General features: G+C 71.4%; 14 protein-coding genes and 1 pseudogene. 4 read left to right on the top strand and 11 right to left on the bottom strand.

Annotation, left to right across the window (positions count from 1 at the left end):
- Positions 1-212 precede the first annotated feature (212 nt).
- The gene (locus tag RKD20_RS03005; RefSeq protein ID WP_424876249.1) at positions 213-1,178 is read left to right on the top strand and encodes a TauD/TfdA dioxygenase family protein; all 966 of its coding nucleotides are present in this window, start codon (positions 213-215) and stop codon (positions 1,176-1,178) included.
- A gap of 719 nt (positions 1,179-1,897) precedes the next feature.
- On the opposite strand, the gene RKD20_RS03000 is transcribed toward RKD20_RS03005, so the two are convergent.
- The 4 genes from RKD20_RS03000 to RKD20_RS02985 all read right to left on the bottom strand — a co-directional run bounded on the left by RKD20_RS03000 (position 1,898) and on the right by RKD20_RS02985 (position 5,736).
- On the bottom strand, positions 1,898-2,926 hold the full coding sequence (locus tag RKD20_RS03000; protein ID WP_424876248.1) for an LLM class flavin-dependent oxidoreductase: 1,029 nt from the start codon (positions 2,924-2,926) through the stop codon (positions 1,898-1,900).
- 91 nt (positions 2,927-3,017) lie between these two features.
- A complete protein-coding gene (locus RKD20_RS02995; RefSeq protein WP_424876247.1) occupies positions 3,018-4,526 on the bottom strand; it encodes a metallophosphoesterase family protein in 1,509 nt (502 codons plus the stop codon).
- Between the two features lie 61 nt (positions 4,527-4,587).
- Positions 4,588-5,466 (bottom strand): MHYT domain-containing protein, encoded by an 879-nt coding sequence (locus RKD20_RS02990; RefSeq protein WP_424876246.1) that lies wholly within the window; start codon positions 5,464-5,466, stop codon positions 4,588-4,590.
- A gap of 120 nt (positions 5,467-5,586) precedes the next feature.
- Positions 5,587-5,736, bottom strand: a complete 150-nt coding sequence (locus RKD20_RS02985; protein ID WP_424883499.1) for a hypothetical protein — start codon at positions 5,734-5,736, stop codon at positions 5,587-5,589.
- On the opposite strand from RKD20_RS02985, the pseudogene RKD20_RS02980 reads away from it, so the two are divergent.
- Positions 5,690-6,390, top strand: a pseudogene (locus RKD20_RS02980) (SDR family oxidoreductase); the annotation flags it as partial. The gene RKD20_RS02985 and the pseudogene RKD20_RS02980 sit on opposite strands and share 47 nt — an antisense overlap.
- Positions 6,391-6,405: 15 nt before the next feature.
- Here RKD20_RS02980 and RKD20_RS02975 read toward each other — a convergent pair.
- From RKD20_RS02975 to RKD20_RS02950, 6 genes are all read right to left on the bottom strand, one after another.
- The gene (locus RKD20_RS02975) at positions 6,406-7,191 is read right to left on the bottom strand and encodes an alpha/beta fold hydrolase (RefSeq protein ID WP_424876245.1); all 786 of its coding nucleotides are present in this window, start codon (positions 7,189-7,191) and stop codon (positions 6,406-6,408) included.
- 68 nt (positions 7,192-7,259) lie between these two features.
- Positions 7,260-7,952 carry a 2-phosphosulfolactate phosphatase gene (locus RKD20_RS02970; protein WP_424876244.1) on the bottom strand — a complete coding sequence of 231 codons (693 nt, stop codon included), beginning with the start codon at positions 7,950-7,952 and terminating at the stop codon, positions 7,260-7,262.
- A 95-nt stretch (positions 7,953-8,047) separates the two neighbouring features.
- Positions 8,048-8,860, bottom strand: coding sequence for an SAM-dependent methyltransferase (locus RKD20_RS02965; protein ID WP_424876243.1), 813 nt, complete (start codon positions 8,858-8,860; stop codon positions 8,048-8,050).
- Positions 8,861-9,021: 161 nt separating this feature from the next.
- Positions 9,022-10,395 carry a DEAD/DEAH box helicase gene (locus RKD20_RS02960; RefSeq protein WP_424876242.1) on the bottom strand — a complete coding sequence of 458 codons (1,374 nt, stop codon included), beginning with the start codon at positions 10,393-10,395 and terminating at the stop codon, positions 9,022-9,024.
- Between the two features lie 158 nt (positions 10,396-10,553).
- Positions 10,554-11,309 (bottom strand): dienelactone hydrolase family protein, encoded by a 756-nt coding sequence (locus RKD20_RS02955; RefSeq protein ID WP_424876241.1) that lies wholly within the window; start codon positions 11,307-11,309, stop codon positions 10,554-10,556.
- Positions 11,310-11,435: 126 nt separating this feature from the next.
- Complete coding sequence (locus RKD20_RS02950; RefSeq protein WP_020120131.1) at positions 11,436-12,056, bottom strand: L-threonylcarbamoyladenylate synthase; 621 nt, start codon at positions 12,054-12,056, stop codon at positions 11,436-11,438.
- A 142-nt stretch (positions 12,057-12,198) separates the two neighbouring features.
- On the opposite strand from RKD20_RS02950, the gene RKD20_RS02945 reads away from it, so the two are divergent.
- Positions 12,199-13,113 carry a MerR family transcriptional regulator gene (locus tag RKD20_RS02945; RefSeq protein WP_424876240.1) on the top strand — a complete coding sequence of 305 codons (915 nt, stop codon included), beginning with the start codon at positions 12,199-12,201 and terminating at the stop codon, positions 13,111-13,113.
- A 308-nt stretch (positions 13,114-13,421) separates the two neighbouring features.
- Positions 13,422-13,658 (top strand): hypothetical protein, encoded by a 237-nt coding sequence (locus RKD20_RS02940; protein ID WP_381337652.1) that lies wholly within the window; start codon positions 13,422-13,424, stop codon positions 13,656-13,658.
- 587 nt (positions 13,659-14,245) lie between these two features.
- Here RKD20_RS02940 and RKD20_RS02935 read toward each other — a convergent pair.
- A complete protein-coding gene (locus tag RKD20_RS02935) occupies positions 14,246-14,989 on the bottom strand; it encodes a CbtA family protein (RefSeq protein ID WP_424876239.1) in 744 nt (247 codons plus the stop codon).
- Between the last annotated feature and the right edge of the window lie 3 nt (positions 14,990-14,992).

Here is a 14,992-nt window from a genome sequence, read left to right as displayed (position 1 = left end):
AGCACCGGTGGCCGCAGGGGCCTGACCCGGAGGTCGCCCCCGCCCCCGCCCCCGCCCTCGCAGTCGCCGTCGCACTCGAAGGGGAAGCTCGCCCAGTCGGCCACCCGGATCCTGGGGAGTTGACGGAACGGCCACGCTGGGCAGTCAACCATGGGTGACGTGCCCGAAGGGGCACGGACTTCGGACGGATTCCGGCGATCAACGGAGCACGCATGACGACGGACGGCAGCACGGCGGAGCAGGGCGCGGGCATCGAGGTGAACCCGGTGGCCGGGCACATCGGAGCCGAGATCACCGGTGTCGACCTGGCCGGCGACCTCGACGACCGGGTGGTCGCCGCTATCCGCGCCGCGGTGCTGCGCTGGAAGGTGGTGTTCTTCCGGGGCCAGAAGCTCGACCACGCCGGGCACGTCGCGTTCGCCCGGAGGTTCGGCGAGCCCGTCGTCCTGCGCAAGCGCGGCAGCGCCTCGCCCGCGGAGTTCCCGGAGGTCGAGACGACCGCGGACCGACTGGAACTGGGCGAGAAGTTCGGCATGGAGCACGAGGAGTGGCTGCAACGCCGACGGCACACCCTGCTGCGCGGCTGGCACTGCGACCACGGCGCCCGCGTCGACCCGCCCGCGGCGACGATTCTGCGCGCCGAGACCGTCCCTCCGTACGGCGGCGACACCACCTGGTCCAACCTCGCGGCCGCCTACGCCGGACTGTCCGCTCCGGTGCGGGAGTTCGTCGACGGCCTGCGCGTGGAGCACCGGCTCGGCGTCGGCTACCAGCCCCGGCCGGGCGACGACGCCTACGTCCGCCACCTCCTGGACCACCAGGTGGCCTCCCTGCACCCGCTGGTGCGGGTCCATCCCGAGACCGGGGAGCGGATCCTCTACGTCAACGGCTACTACGTCGAGCAGATCGCCGACCTCTCCCGCGCGGAGAGCCGGGCGATCCTGGACATGCTCCTCGAACAGGCGGTCAGGCCCGAGTACACGGTCCGCTTCCGCTGGGAGCCGGGCAGTGTGGCCTTCTGGGACAACCGCGCAACCATTCACCTGGCCCCCGCCGACAACGCCCACCTCGGATTTCCTCGGACCATGCACCGGGTGATGTTGGCGGGGGATGTGCCGGTGGGGGTGGACGGGGAGCGGTCGGAGGGGATCACTGGGAGTGGGGTGGGGCGCTGGTGAGGTGAGGTGGGCCGGGCGGGGGGAGGCAATGGGTTGGAGCGGTCGAGCTGCTGAGGGGGTGGCGTGGGTGGGGCGCCGAGTCTGCGGTCTGCGGGGCGTCGGGGATGTGGCCCTGGCGGGTCGGTGGGTCGGCGGACCGGGGCGTGGAAGGGGCTCGGGAAGGGTGCTGGTCAGGCCAGGGCGGGGTGCCGACGGCCCGGTCTGCCCGGACGGCTGAATGTACGGCTTCCTCAGCGGCTGGAGTTGTGGCCGCGTCGCTTGCTGGTGTGCGGCCTGTCTGGGGCACCAGACCCGCTGCCGGCCTCTGCGGTCGATGTTCGGGCTGCGCGGGCCGTCGCTCTGGGCCGGTTTGCGGCGCCGGCGGGCGCGGTGGCCGGTGGATCGGGCCTGGTGGCCTCGCCGCGGCCCGCCGCTGCGGCCGGCGTTCTGAACATCCGGGTCGTCGCCCCGGCCGAGTGCGCGGTGGCGGCGTGTGCGGCGCATGTGAATCCGGCCTGGTGACCACACCGTGGCTCGCCACTGCTGTCGGTGTTCTGGACACCCGGGCCGTCACCGCCCGACCCCGTGGGCGGCGACGGCGTGCACCGCGTGGCATGGCGAGCTCCTCCACGCCGGGGCCGTGCAGGGCCGCGTGCCGTGCGGCCGGCCCTGGTGCGGGTGTGTGACAGCAAGCCCGGGACGGAATGGCTGCCGTCTCCGGCGGCAGGCGGCACGCAGAGTTACGCGCCCGGTCGCCATCCCAGTGCCGGACCCAGCTTGGCCGCCATGTCGGTGAGGATCTGGACGTAGTCCTCGTGGTCGAAGGTGAACGGCAGGGCGAACGCCACCTCGTCCACCTCACGGAACGCGGCGTGCGCGTGGAGTTGTTCGGCGATCTCCGCCGACGTGCCGACGATGTCCGGCGCGAACATCAACCGTGCGGGTCCCTGCGGTGACGCGGTGCGGGGGGTGCGCCGGGCCGCGTACTCCTCGTACTTGGCGCGCTGCTCCGGTGAGGCCGAGTCGGTGGGGATGACGACGAGCCCCTGGGACACGCGGGCCTCGTCGCCGTCCGGGTGGGCGGCACGGAAGGCGCGGATGTGTGACAGCTGGATCTCCGCGAAGTCGTACGGGCCCTCCCGGTCCTCCGCCTTGACCACGCTGCTGGTCAGGAAGTTCATGCCGTGCTCGCCGGCCCAGCGCGCGGAGCTGAGACTGCCGCCGCCGTACCAGAGACGTCGGCCGAGGCCGGGGGAGTGCGGCTGGACCCGGTCCGAGAAGACCTCGAAACCCTGCACCCCGCTGAAGTCGCCGGCAGGTTCGCCCCGCACGAGGTCCAGCAGCCGCCGCACCCGCTCGTAGGAGAAGTCCTCGACGTCGGCCGTGTCCGGGTACAGCGCCCCCTTGACCTCGTCGAAGCGCATCGGCGGGCCCACGCTCACGCCGGGGTTGACCCGGCCGCCGGACAGGATGTCCACGGTCGCCAGGTCCTCGGCCAGCCGCAGCGGATTCTCCCAGCCGAGCGGGATCACCGCCGTGCCGAGCTCGATCCGGCTGGTGCGCTGCGAGGCCGCCGCCATCACGGCGACGGGGGACGAGATGCCGTACTGGAGATGCCGGTGGCGCAGCCACGCGCTGTCGAAGCCGAGCCGCTCGCCCAGCTCGATGATCTCCAGCGTGGACTCGTGGCCGCGCCGCGGATCCGCCTCGTCGAACAGGCCGATGGTCAGGAAGCCCAGCTTGCGCAGGGGGCGGGGGGTCGGCGGCACGGGCTCCTCCGAGTTGTTTGACGTATCAAGTAGTACGGAAGTGCCAACTCGGCCCTCTCGCGTGATGTTCCCGATCGCCGGGCCCCGCGGGTCAAGATCGGGTAAGGGGAATGGTCACCTCGTCCTCGACCGGCGGGTCGATCTCCTGGGCCAGGTTGCCGGTGGCCGCGAAGCAGCGCAGGCGCACCGCCTCGGGGGTGACGTCGAGCCGCAGGAAGCACTTGAAGAACGGCGGGCTGTACGTCGCCGAGCTCGGCGAGAACAGCTGTGTGTAGATCTTGCGCACGGGGAGGCGGAACCGCGCGGTGCGGTCGGGCCGGCCGCCTGCGCCCAGGAGACCGGCGACCAGACGGGTGCGGAACGTGATGCGCGGCGCCCCGCCCGGAACACGCGTGGGCGGGATACCGAGGCGCTCGGCGATCACCGCGGTGGCCTCGGCCTCGGTGAGGGTGAAGAAGCGGCGCAGGTGCAGCCGGCGCCCGTAGAGCCTGCTGTAGAAGGCCAGGGAGTCGCCGCGCAGCGGATAGCAGCGGAAGTCCTTCTCGGTGACGTTCGCGACGGAGACGTGCGGGATGGTGTGCGTGGCGTGCATGAACGCGCCACCGCCGCCCGAGACGACGTACTGGATGGTGCGGCCGTCCACGTCGACCGGATAGCGCTGGTAGTTGTGGATGTCGCCGCCTATCGCCGCGACGTAGTGGTGCTCCGGGTCGCGCACGATGTCGTCGACCGTGCCGCCGCCCTCGATGGCGCACGGGTGGTGCTCGCCGTCCACGTACAGGGGCGAACCCGTGATGAGGATCTTCGGGCGCGGGCCCCGGGAGACCTCGCGCAGCCAGGCGCCCTGTTCGGCGTCGAGGGAGCCGAGCAGCCCGGTGTCTATGCCGATGATCCGCAACGGTCCGGAGTCGACGGCCCAGTACGGGCCCGGCTGGACGGCCTGTTGGATGGGGTCCGCGCGCAACCGGCGTGCCTTGTCGAGGTGTTGACCGTTGTTCGCGTGCGGTCGGTGCCACAGCACGGAACGCAACCAGGCGCGGGTCAGGGGGCGGGGCGCCGGCTCGGGGTCCAGGGGCGGGGCGTCGTCGCAGAAGACGCGCATGAAGGCGCCGAGATCCTCGTACCAGTCGTGGTTGCCGGGTATCGCGTAGATCGGCGCCGGATAGTCCTGGTAGGGCCGGAAGAACTTCGTGCCGTAGTCGTCCGCGCTGCCCACCGGGTAGATCACATCACTGGCGACGACCGCGAACCGAGTGTCCTGACTCATTCTCAGAAACCCCGGCACGACGGCGTATTGGGGATCGTCGCCCTCGCCGGTGTCGCCGATGACCATGAACGAGAACCGCTCCGGGTCGGCACGCCGGATCACCTTGTCGGCGGGGGCGCCGGCCGCCGCGCGCTGGGCGACCCAGCGGCTTCGGGTACGGCCCGTGGGGTCCCCGAACCAGGAGGCGAGCACGCCGTTGCGGGCGCCCCACAGCGTCCTCGGGTTCAGCCACGAGATCCTCTCGGCCTTGGGCGGCATCAGCCGCTTGTACTCGCCGAGTCGGGTGGAGCCCCAGCCGGCGCCCTCGGCTGTATCGCGTGAGGAGTCAGACACCGGTGCACCGTAACAACGATCTGGAACCGGCCAGGAAGGGGGAGGGCCTACGGCAGTCCCCTCACCGCTGCCGGCCGTGCGGTGCGGCCCAGTGCGGATCCTGCGGTGCGCGGGCGTGGATCACCCTGGGCTCCTGATCCTCGAAGGGCGGGTCTGACGGCGGTGCGATGTGCGCGGTCGAGGCGGAGGTCCGGTTCCAGTCGCCGTCGCCGAGCACCAGAAGCGGGTCGAACATGACCACCACTCCGGCCAGCAGCAGAAAGATCGCCGGTCCCAGGAGCATGGGCAGCAGCAGCGAGGAGGGTGAACCACCGGCCCACGACCCGCCGGTCCCGTCGTGCACATGGACGCTGACCGCGGCCATGCCCGTGTAGTGCATCCCCGTCACGGCCACGCCCATGATCAGGCTGGCCCCGAGGCTCGTCAGGAAACCGCGGATGGTGACGGCCGCCCACAGTGCCGCGGTCGCCGCGACGATCGCGATGACCACGGAGAGCGCGACGACGGCCGCGTCGTACCGGATCGTCCCGTTGAGGTGCAGTGCCGCCATGCCCAGGTAGTGCATCGCGGCCACGCCGAGGCCGGTGACCGCGCCCGCGAAGAACAGGTTCAGGGGGCTGGCGCCGCGATAGCCGACGATGAACACGCCGATGCCCACGACGACGACGGCCACGGCGAGGCTGAGGACCGTGAGCCCGGCGTCGTAGCGGATCCGGGTCTCCACGACCTGGAAACCGATCATGGCGATGAAGTGCATCGTCCAGATGCCGCAGCCGATGGAGGCGGCGCCGAGCGCCAGCCAGCCCGCCTTCCACGACTGGGCGCTGAGCAGGGTGCGCACGATGCAGCGCAGTCCCAGGGCCCCTCCGAGGCACGCCATGAGATAGGCGGCGACCGGGGTCACCGCACCGTAGCGGAACCCGTCGACCGTGCCTTCCATAAGCCAACTCCCCCCAGGGTCTGGCCGGTTGTGGAGGAAGAGTGACGGCTGGGAAACGGGTAAAGCAAGGCATTACCGAGGGTAAGCGGTGAACTCATGCAGTGCGATGTTGAACTTTAGTCATATGGGGGCGAGTTCCGGCCAAGTGCGCTCCAGGACCTCGCGGGTGTGCCGCAGTTGGGCACTTTTCAGCATTCCGGCGGTGCGGGTGATCCCGCTCGACATCGGCGCCGGGATCGCGCGGCGGTCGCCGGCCTCGGGGTGAGACATCGCGTTCACCTACTGGAACCCGTACGACGCCCGCATGGTCTGGGGCGCCGAGCCCGGCGCGGCCAGGACGATCGAGGCGAGCCTGTCCGAGCTGGGCGCGGCCACCGCCGCCATCGAGGCGGACCTCGCCGACCCCGAGAGGCCGGCCCGGGCCTTCGACGAGGCGGAGCGACGGCTCGGCCCCGTCACCGCGCTGGTGCTGAGCCACTGCGAGTCGGTCGACTCGGGCCTGCTCGACACCACCGTCGAGAGCTTCGACCGGCACTTCGCCGTCAACACACGCGCGACCTGGCTGCTCATCCGTGAGTTCGGCGCTTCAGCGCGGAGCGCGGCACCGGGCGGATCGTCGGCCTCACCAGCGACCACACCGTCGGGAACCTGTCCTACGGGGCGAGCAAGGGGGCCATGGACCGCATCACCCTGGTCGCCGCCCACGAGCTCGCCCACCTCGGCGTGACCGCCAACGCCGTCAACCCTGGCCCCGTCGACACCGGTTGGATGAGCGAGGAGGTCCGCGCGCACTGCCTCGACGCCACACCGCTCGGCCGCCTCGGCACCCCGCAGGGCACCGCCCACCTGGTGGACTTCCTGTGCTCACGGGAGGGGCAGTGGGTCAACGGGCAGCTGCTGAAGAGCAACGGCGGCTTGGCGTAAGGCCGTTCTGCCGACCTACCTGCCGGTGCGGCACGCGAAGAACTCGCCCAGGAGGGGCAGCAACAGGGACGTCCGCTGCATGAGGGTCATGTGGGTGGTGGCCGGAAGGACGGCCAACTGGGCCTCGGGGATCAGCTGTTGCATCTCCGCCGCGTGCTCCACGCGTACGAAGTCGCCGTCGCCGACGATCAGCAGGGTGGGCACCCGCAGCCCGCGCAGGTCGTCGGCGGTCCAGGGCAGCGGGGCGTGCGCGGCGGCCGAGACCTTGGCGAGGAAGTCCTGGAAGTGCTCGGGGTGGGGTGCGGTGACCGCGTAGGCGTCGGCCATCTCCTGGAAGTCGTCCTGGCTGGGCAGCCGGGGCGAGCCGTAGTCCGGGACGCGGACCTCGTCGTGCACCCCGTCCTGGGTGTACATGGTGGCGGCGAGCGCGAGCCGTCCCACGCGCTCCGGGTGCCGGACGGCGATCTCCAGCGCGGTCAGGCCGCCGAGGCTGAACCCGAGGAAGTCGGCCTGCCGAATGCCGAGTTCGTCGAGCAGTGCCACGACGTCCGAGGCCAGATCCGGCACCGTCATCTCACGGTCGGTGTCGGCGGTGTGGCCGTGCCCCTGCAGTTCGGGAGCCACGACGGCCCGGTCGGCGGCCAGCGTGGGCAGTACGGCGGAGAAGGTCAGAGGAACCGTGAGGGCACCGCCGTGCAGCAGCACCAGCGGGCGGCCTTGCCCGGAAGCGGCGCCGTGGGTCTCGTAGTACATCTCCAGGCCGTTGACCTTGGCGTATGCGGAACTGTTCGGCACGGTCATCACATCCGTTCTGCGGAAGTCGTATGCGAGGAAGACCTTGAGCGGACGCCGAAGTCATCGGTCCGGTGTCACCCGGGCGGGGCGGGCACCGGCCGCAGCGCCATCAGGGCGCCTTCGCGACGCGCGACCATGGCGAACGGAAACCGGTCGGCCTCCAGGCAGAGGCGGACGTCGTCCCGGTGGACCCCTGGCAGCCCGCGCCGCGCACCCTGCGCCAGCTCGGCCGCCCAGCGGGACTCGCGCGCACGGCGGAGATACGGTTCCGCGTCCACCTCGGCGGAGTCCACGCGCCGCCCGATGTACTCGGCGCACGCGCGATCCTCCTCGGCCCGTCCCTCCTCGCCGGTGACGACGAACGTCACCTCCTGCGCGCCGCGCTCCCGCAGAAGCCGCGCGGTCGCGCCGGCCACGACGAAACTCGCGCACAGCAGCAGCCGGGCGTCGGCCACCGCCAGGGCGCCCACGGTCCCCGAGGTCGTCTTCTGCACGATCGTGCGGCCGGGGAGGTCGTGTCTCGCCAGTGCGGCCGGGGAGTTGAACGCGTCGAAACCGGGTGCGGGCGCACCGTCCTTGAGGGCCAGCCAGCCCGGGTGACGGGCCTTCAGCTCCAGGGCCTCGTCCTCCGAGGAGGCCAGGACGATCTTCTCGGCGCCCCCGGCGAAGGCCCATGCGGCCACCGAGAACGCGCGGAGGACATCGATGACGACGGCGACGGCGGGAGTCCGCGTCAACTCCGGTATGCCGAGGAAGTGAGAGCGCATCCGGCACATGGTGCCCCGGCCCGGCCGTACTCGTCGGGGATTTTCGCCACGCCGAGCCGGGCCTCGTCATGGGCTCCGGTCGCCGTCTCTTCCCGTCACGGCTTGCGGGCCAGACCGCCGTGCTCGGCCACTTCCGGGGTGGGTGAGCCGTGATCCGGACGCCACCGGGTGACCGGGACGACGCCGGGGTCGACGAGTTCCAGGCCGTCGAAGAAGCGGATGATGTCGTCGACGGTGCGCAGGACGTACGGGACGGCGCCGCTGTTGTTGTAGGCGTCCTGGGCCTGCTCGAAGACCGGGTCGACGCCGAGCGAGCCGTCGTTGAGGCAGAGGTGACTGCCCGAGGGCAGGGCGCCCATCAGCCGGGTGACGATCGAGCGGGCCTGCTCGTGGTCGGCGACGTGTCCCAGGATGTTGCTCAGGATGAGCGCGACCGGTCGGCCCAGGTCCAGGGTCTCGGCGGCGGCCGCGAGGATACGGTCCGGGTCCGTCGCGTCGGCCTCGATGTAGGCGGTGGCGCCCTCGGGGGTGGAGGTGAGCAGGGCGCGGGCGTGGGCCAGGACCATCGGGTCGTTGTCGACGTGGACGATCCGGGCGTCGGGGGCGATCCCCTGCGCGACCTCGTGGGTGTTCTGAGCGGTCGGCAGACCGGTGCCGACGTCGAGGAACTGCCGTATGCCCGCCTCGGAGACCAGATAGGTGATGGTGCGACGCAGGAAGGCGCGGCTGCCGCGGGCGATCGTGACGATGCCGGGGAAGACGGCGGTGTAGGCGTCGCCGGCCGCTTGGTCGACGAGGTAGTTGTCCGTCCCGCCGAGCCAGTAGTTCCAGATGCGTGCGGAGTGCGGCACCGAGGTGTCGATCTCCGGATGGTCTGTTGGCTCGGGCGTCGTCACCGGTTCGGGCATGAGGCGGGTCCGTCCTTCAGCCGAGGCGTCGATCGTGCACGCCACAACCTATGTCCGAACACCCGCCGCTCGCCTGCCTGTTCGGGAATTCCTGTTCGGGAACTCCGGTCGGCCGGGACATGCTCCGGCGCAGCCAGGACGTCCCGGAGCGGGGAGGGGTGTCAGCCGCCGCGACGTACCTGGGCCGCTCTCCGGGCCTCGGCGAGCTTGCGGGCCTCACCGGACTTGCGGGACTTGCCGCCGGTGCCGCGGGAGGCGTCCTTGCTGGTGCCCAGCCCGCGGAAGGGCGCGTTGGTGTTCTTGGGCCGGGGCACGGCGGGCCCGCCGTCGAGCGCGGTGCCGGAGGGGGCCTTGGCCCCGGTGATCCGGCTCAGCTCCGCCTCGCCCGAGCGCACCTTGGTGACGGTCGGCTCGATGCCGGCCTCGGCCATCACGCGGCTCGTCTCGCGGCGCTGGCCCGACAGCACCAGGGTGACGACCCGTCCCGACTCACCCGCCCGGGCGGTTCGGCCCGCGCGGTGCAGGTAGTCCTTGGCGTCGGTGGGCGGATCGACGTTCACCACGAGGTCCAGGTCGTCGACGTGCAGGCCACGCGCGGCGACGTTGGTGGCGACCAGGACGGTGACCTGCCCGCTCTTGAACTGGGCGAGAGTGCGGGTGCGCTGCGGCTGGGACTTGCCGCTGTGCAGGGCCGCGGCGTGCACTCCGCTGCCCCGCAGATGCCGGGTGAGTTGGTCGACTCCGTGCTTGGTGTCCAGGAACAGCAGTACGCGGCCGTCTCGGGCGGCGATCTCCGTCGTGACGGCGTACCGGTCGGGGCCGTGGACGACCAGGACATGGTGATCCATCGTCGTGACGGCGCCCGCGGACGGGTCGACCGAGTGGACGACGGGGTCGTGGAGGTAGCGGCTGACCAACTGGTCCACATCGCGGTCCAGGGTGGCCGAGAACAGCATCCGCTGGCCCTCGGGCCGCACCTGGTCGAGAACCTCCGTGACCTGCGGCAGGAAGCCCAGGTTGCACATCTGGTCGGCCTCGTCGAGGACGGTGATCCGCACCCGACCCAGGCGGCAGGCCTTGCGCTCGACGAGGTCGTGCAGCCGGCCGGGGGTGGCCACGACGACCTCGGCCCCGTCCCGCAGCGCGGCGATCTGCCGGCCGATCGACATGCCGCCGACGACCGCTGCCATCCGCAGCCCGAGCGCTTCGGCGTACGGCGCCAGTGCCTCGCCGACCTGCTGGGCGAGCTCCCGGGTGGGCACCAGGATCAGTGCGAGGGGCTGCTTCGCCTCCGCGCGCTGCCCGGCCGTCCGGACGAGCAGCGGCAGGCCGAACGCGAGCGTCTTGCCCGATCCGGTGCGCCCGCGCCCCAGGACGTCGCGTCCCGCGAGGGCATCGGGCAGCGTGGCCGCCTGGATCGGGAAGGGCTCGCTCACCCCGTGTTCGGTGAGGGTGCGCAGCACCTCGGCCGGGAGTGCCAGATCCGCGAAGGAAAGGGCAGGGCCCGCTGCGTCAAGGTGGTCGGGGTGGTCCATGCAGAGCCTTCCGCAGAGGAGACGTACCGAGGAAGGCCCGGCAGGAAGTCATGAGCGCGCAAACGTTAAACGGTAACACAAAGTGATGGTGCTTCCAGGTGTGACGAAGGTACGGCCCTGGTCGACAGCCGATGGACTGGGGCCGCACCGAAGCGTTCCTAGAACGTGCGCTTGAGCAGGTCGAGCAGCGCGGCCCAGTGCCGCTCGTCGCCCTCGCGGTGGTACGCGGCGGTGTCGGCCTGAGTGAAACCGTGGGGGGCGCCGTCGTAGACCTCGCACCGGTGGCGGACCCCGGCCTCGGTGAGCGCGTTGGCGAGCCGCTCGATCTGCTCGGGAGGCAGCGACGGGTCGCCGTCGGCGTGACCGAAGTACAGCTCGGCGGTGATGCGCCCGGCCACCAGGTGCGGGCTGTCCGGAGCGTCGGTCGCCAGGCGCCCACCGTGGAAACCGGCCGCCGCGGCCACCCGCTCCGGATACGTGCCTGCGGTGAGCAGGGACAGCCGTGCGCCCATGCAGTAACCGGTGAGAGCGACCGGACCGTCGGTGGCCTCGGGGCGGTCGGCCAGCCAGCGCAGATACGCCCCGGCGTCCCGCATCGCGAGCTCGGGCGTCAGTACCTGCATGACCGGCACGATCTTCTCGAAGATCTCCGGCCGCGCGTCGGGGTCGATGAAGTCGGGCAGCTCGAAGACCGGCGCGCGCCCGTGCCGGTAGAAGACGTTGGGGACGAGGACCGTGTAGCCGGCCTCGGCGAGCCGGTCGGCCATGGACCTCAGCTGGGGGCGCAGCCCGAAGGCGTCCTGGAAGAGCAGAACGGCCGGCCGGGGCGCACCGTCGCCCGGGTGGGCCAGATAGGCGTCGGCGACGCCGTCCTCGGTGGGGATGTCGACGGCGGTTCCCTGTACGGAGGTCATGGGGGTTGCCTCTCTGCGCGTGCGACGGCGAGCAGGTCGCCGACCCGGTGGCGGAACCGGGCCGGCGACATCGTTGCACGCACCATCCAACTGGCCTCCGTGGCCCCCTCGCACTTGAGAGCCGCTTTACTCGAACCTGCTGGTGTCACCCGCACCGTGTCGCACGATCTCCGCCTCGCCGCCCGAGAAGTCGATCACCGTCGTCGGTTCGGTGCCGCAGTCGCCCGAGTCGACGACGCCGTCCAGGACGTGGTCGAGACGGTCCTTGATCTCCCAGCCCTGGGTCATCGGCTCCTCCTCGTCGGGCAGGAGCAGGGTGCTCGACAGCAGCGGTTCCCCGAGCTCGGCGAGCAGCGCCTGGGTGACGACATGGTCGGGGATGCGCACGCCGACCGTTTTCTTCTTCGGGTGCTGGAGCATGCGCGGCACCTCCTTCGTCGCCGGGAGGATGAAGGTGTAACTGCCGGGCGTCGACGCCTTGATCGCGCGGAACACGTCCTTGTCGACCCGTACGAACTGGCCGAGCTGCGCGAAGTCCTGGCAGACGAGAGTGAAGTGGTGCCGGTCGTCCAGATGACGGATGGTCCGGATCCGGTCGATGCCGTCACGGCTGCCCAGCCGGCACCCGAGCGCGTAACAGGAGTCCGTCGGATACGCGATCAGCGCGTCCGACCGGATGCTCTCGGCGATCTGGGAGATGGTGCGGGGTTGCGGGTTGTCGGGGTGCACGTCGAAGTACTTCGCCATCCGTCGAGCTTATGCCGTCGGCACGCGGCGGCGGCGCAGGCCCGGGTGGCGCCGACCGGTGACGGGTGACTCGCGCCCCCTGCCCCTTCCTTCGCGTGCGCCGGGTTGAGTCTCCCGCAAGGGGAGACCGCAGGATGAGGCCATGGACGACGGCGGCACCTTCCACTCGATCGGTGACCTGGCCCGGCAGACCGGGCTGACGGTGAAGACGATCCGTTTCTACTCCGACGAGGGCATCGTGACCCCCGCAGACCGCACCCACGCCGGCTACCGCCGCTACGGCCCCGAGGCCGTCGCCCGGCTCGCCTTCGTCCGGACGCTGCGCGAACTCGGCCTCGGTCTCGCCGCGATCCGGCAGATCCTCGACCGTGAACTGGCCCTCGACGAGGTCGCCGCTCAGCACGCCGCGGCGCTGGACGCCCAGATCGGCATCCTGCGGCTGAGACGGGCCGTACTGACCGCCGTGGCGCGACGCAGGCCCACACCCGAGGAGACCCACCGCATGCACGAGCTGGCCCGACTGTCCGAGGCCGAACGCCGACGCCTGGTCGATGACTTTCTCGACGCCGTGTTCCCGGACCCCGGCAGCGCGGCCGCCCGCCGCTCCATGACCCCGGAACTCCCCGACCGGCCCACGGAAGAACAGCTGGAGGCGTGGATCGAGCTGGCCGAACTCACCCACGACCCGGACTTCCGCGCGTGCCTGCGGCGCGCCGCTCAGGCCTACCGCTCGGATACCTTCATGCCGCCGCGCCCCGACGTCGTGGCCCTGGCCCGGGACCACGCGGAACCCGCCCTCGACGCGGGGATCGCGCCGGAGTCGCCCGAGGCCGACCCCGTCGTCACGGCACTTACCGCCCACTGCGCCCGCACCCTGGACCGCCTCGACGACATGGCCCTGCGCCGCCATCTGCTGACCCGTCTGGAATCCGCCCACGATCCGCGCAGGGACCGCTATTTGGAACTCCGCGCCCTCATCAACGGATGGCCCCCGCCGACCCGCCTCACCCCGGCCCTCGTCTGGTCCACGACCGCGCTGCGGGTGCGGACGGCGTAGTGCGCGGGTCGGTGTGCGGCGGCACCCGGCAGGCCACCCTCCACACCATCCGAGCGGTGCGCCAGGAAGGACGCGAGGGGCGAGGAGAAGGGTGACGTGGCAGGTCAGGCGGGTGGGGGTCGGAGCGGGATGCCTCGCCCGGACTGCCAGCGCCCTGGTCGTGGCCCCTGCGACGTCTCTCCGCATGAGTGCCCCCGGACGGCCCGGGACGTCGATCTCCTGGCTGATTTTCCGCCCGGGTGGGGACTGACCTGCGGACGGCGGGTACTCGTCCGGCTCCGGAACGACTACCGCTGGAGGAGGCCGGAATGACCAGCAGCACGGAGACCGGCAGCGCGACCGGCACGCCGGACAAGGACTACAACCTGATCTGGTACGTGGAGGCGTGCCTGAGCAACGCCCTGCGACTGGAGAGCTACATCCAGGACGCGGAGCGCGGCAAGGACACCGAGGTCGCCGACCTGTTCCGCAAGGCCCAGGCGGACAGCCGCAAGGGCGCCGAGATCGGCAAGAATCTCCTCCGCGCCCGCCTGAACGGCGGCTGACCGGTAGGTGCGGAAGGGCCGGACAGACGGGTGTCCGGCCCTTCCGTCATGCACGGACAATGCGTTGCCCGCGAATTCCGTGTGCTCTGCGGTCCCGATCATGTGCCCCCGGTCGAGACGGAGTGGTTCGTGCCGCGACGAGGACGAAACCATCGGATCACCGCGCTGCGAATGGGCACCCTCGTCGGAGGCCTCGCGTCGGTCACGGCCTGCGGTGGAGGTGAGGACGACAACGCCAGGACTCCGCGGCCGTCGAAGGGCTCCGCAGCGCCCGCCGCAGGCATCGTGGCCCCGGCCGGGATCGAGGTGATCGCCGGGCGGGCGGGCTGCAAGTGCCGAGATCCCTATCGAGGCGGACGAGCTGCACGAGGGGCTGTGCCACGTGGAGAAGTACAAGGAGGCGCGGCTCGACGCGGCCGGCGTCTACGGGGGCACGTACGTCGTCGGCTCGCGTTGGGTGGTCAGCGCCGAGGCGGAACACCTGGAACAGGCCAGGAACAAGCTCGGCGGCACCGTACGGCACCGTACGGCAGCTGAAGGGCACGTCGTAGGTTCCGCCGGGCGCGCCCCCGGCGGAACCCACACCGTCAGACGACGAGCGCGGAGACCTTGCCCCGGGTGGGCCTCGGTTCGAGGAGCCGCTCGGCCAGGTAGCCGAACAGCAGCCCGAACGCCGCCCACAGGACGGCCTGGACGCCGAGGGAGGCCAGGCGGAACTCCCACAGGGCGGTGGCCGGGAAGCCCTTCGGGGTGTTGTCCCCGGCGGGCAGGACGACCATCGCCACCGCCACCGCGGCGGCGAAGGCCACGGCGGCCGCCGTGGAGGCGTTCCAGTTGCCCCAGGCCGGGGCCAGCCTGCGGCCCAGCAGGACCGCGCCGATCCCGAGGAGCACGCTGAGCGCGATCATCAGGACGAACAGGGCGGTGCGCTGGTCGATGGTGTCCGGGTCACCCACCGCGGGCGGGTTCGCCGGGTACTTGAGGATCGGCACGAGGTAGACGGTGAGGAATCCGCCGAGCGCCGCCAGACCCGCCGTCGCCCGTGCGCCGAACCGGCCGATCCGGCCCAGCGCGAAGCAGCACGCCAGCGCCATGATGCCGCCGATGGCGACCCCGAAGACGAGGACCCCGGTGGCCAGTCCGGCCGTCGACTGCACGGAACGGCTGACGAGTTCCTCACCGTGCTCGTGGGAGCCGGCCTCCTCGAAGGCGATGGCCGCGTCCACCGGACCCTCGCCGACCAGGTAGGCGAAGACGAAGGCCAGGACACCCGCGCCGAGCCCGGCGAGCATGCCGCGCGCCAACAGGGCGCGTACGACTGTGGAGTTCATGAT

It is taken from the genome of Streptomyces sp. SLBN-8D4, from assembly GCF_049739545.1.
GTDB classification, from domain to species: Bacteria; Actinomycetota; Actinomycetes; order Streptomycetales; family Streptomycetaceae; genus Streptomyces; species Streptomyces canus_C.
This window is presented reverse-complemented; position numbering and strand designations above follow the sequence as displayed.

Coding starts and splice junctions, on each gene's coding strand:
- RKD20_RS02970 (WP_424876244.1), bottom strand. CDS start 7,952: ATGCGCTCTCACTTCCTCGGCATACCGGAGTTGACGCGGACTCCCGCC.
- RKD20_RS02950 (WP_020120131.1), bottom strand. CDS start 12,056: ATGGCGAAGTACTTCGACGTGCACCCCGACAACCCGCAACCCCGCACC.
- RKD20_RS02990 (WP_424876246.1), bottom strand. CDS start 5,466: ATGGAAGGCACGGTCGACGGGTTCCGCTACGGTGCGGTGACCCCGGTC.
- RKD20_RS02955 (WP_424876241.1), bottom strand. CDS start 11,309: ATGACCTCCGTACAGGGAACCGCCGTCGACATCCCCACCGAGGACGGC.
- RKD20_RS02960 (WP_424876242.1), bottom strand. CDS start 10,395: ATGGACCACCCCGACCACCTTGACGCAGCGGGCCCTGCCCTTTCCTTC.
- RKD20_RS03005 (WP_424876249.1), top strand. CDS start 213: ATGACGACGGACGGCAGCACGGCGGAGCAGGGCGCGGGCATCGAGGTG.
- RKD20_RS02985 (WP_424883499.1), bottom strand. CDS start 5,736: ATGTCTCACCCCGAGGCCGGCGACCGCCGCGCGATCCCGGCGCCGATG.
- RKD20_RS02975 (WP_424876245.1), bottom strand. CDS start 7,191: ATGACCGTGCCGAACAGTTCCGCATACGCCAAGGTCAACGGCCTGGAG.
- RKD20_RS02935 (WP_424876239.1), bottom strand. CDS start 14,989: ATGAACTCCACAGTCGTACGCGCCCTGTTGGCGCGCGGCATGCTCGCC.
- RKD20_RS02945 (WP_424876240.1), top strand. CDS start 12,199: ATGGACGACGGCGGCACCTTCCACTCGATCGGTGACCTGGCCCGGCAG.
- RKD20_RS02965 (WP_424876243.1), bottom strand. CDS start 8,860: ATGCCCGAACCGGTGACGACGCCCGAGCCAACAGACCATCCGGAGATC.
- RKD20_RS02940 (WP_381337652.1), top strand. CDS start 13,422: ATGACCAGCAGCACGGAGACCGGCAGCGCGACCGGCACGCCGGACAAG.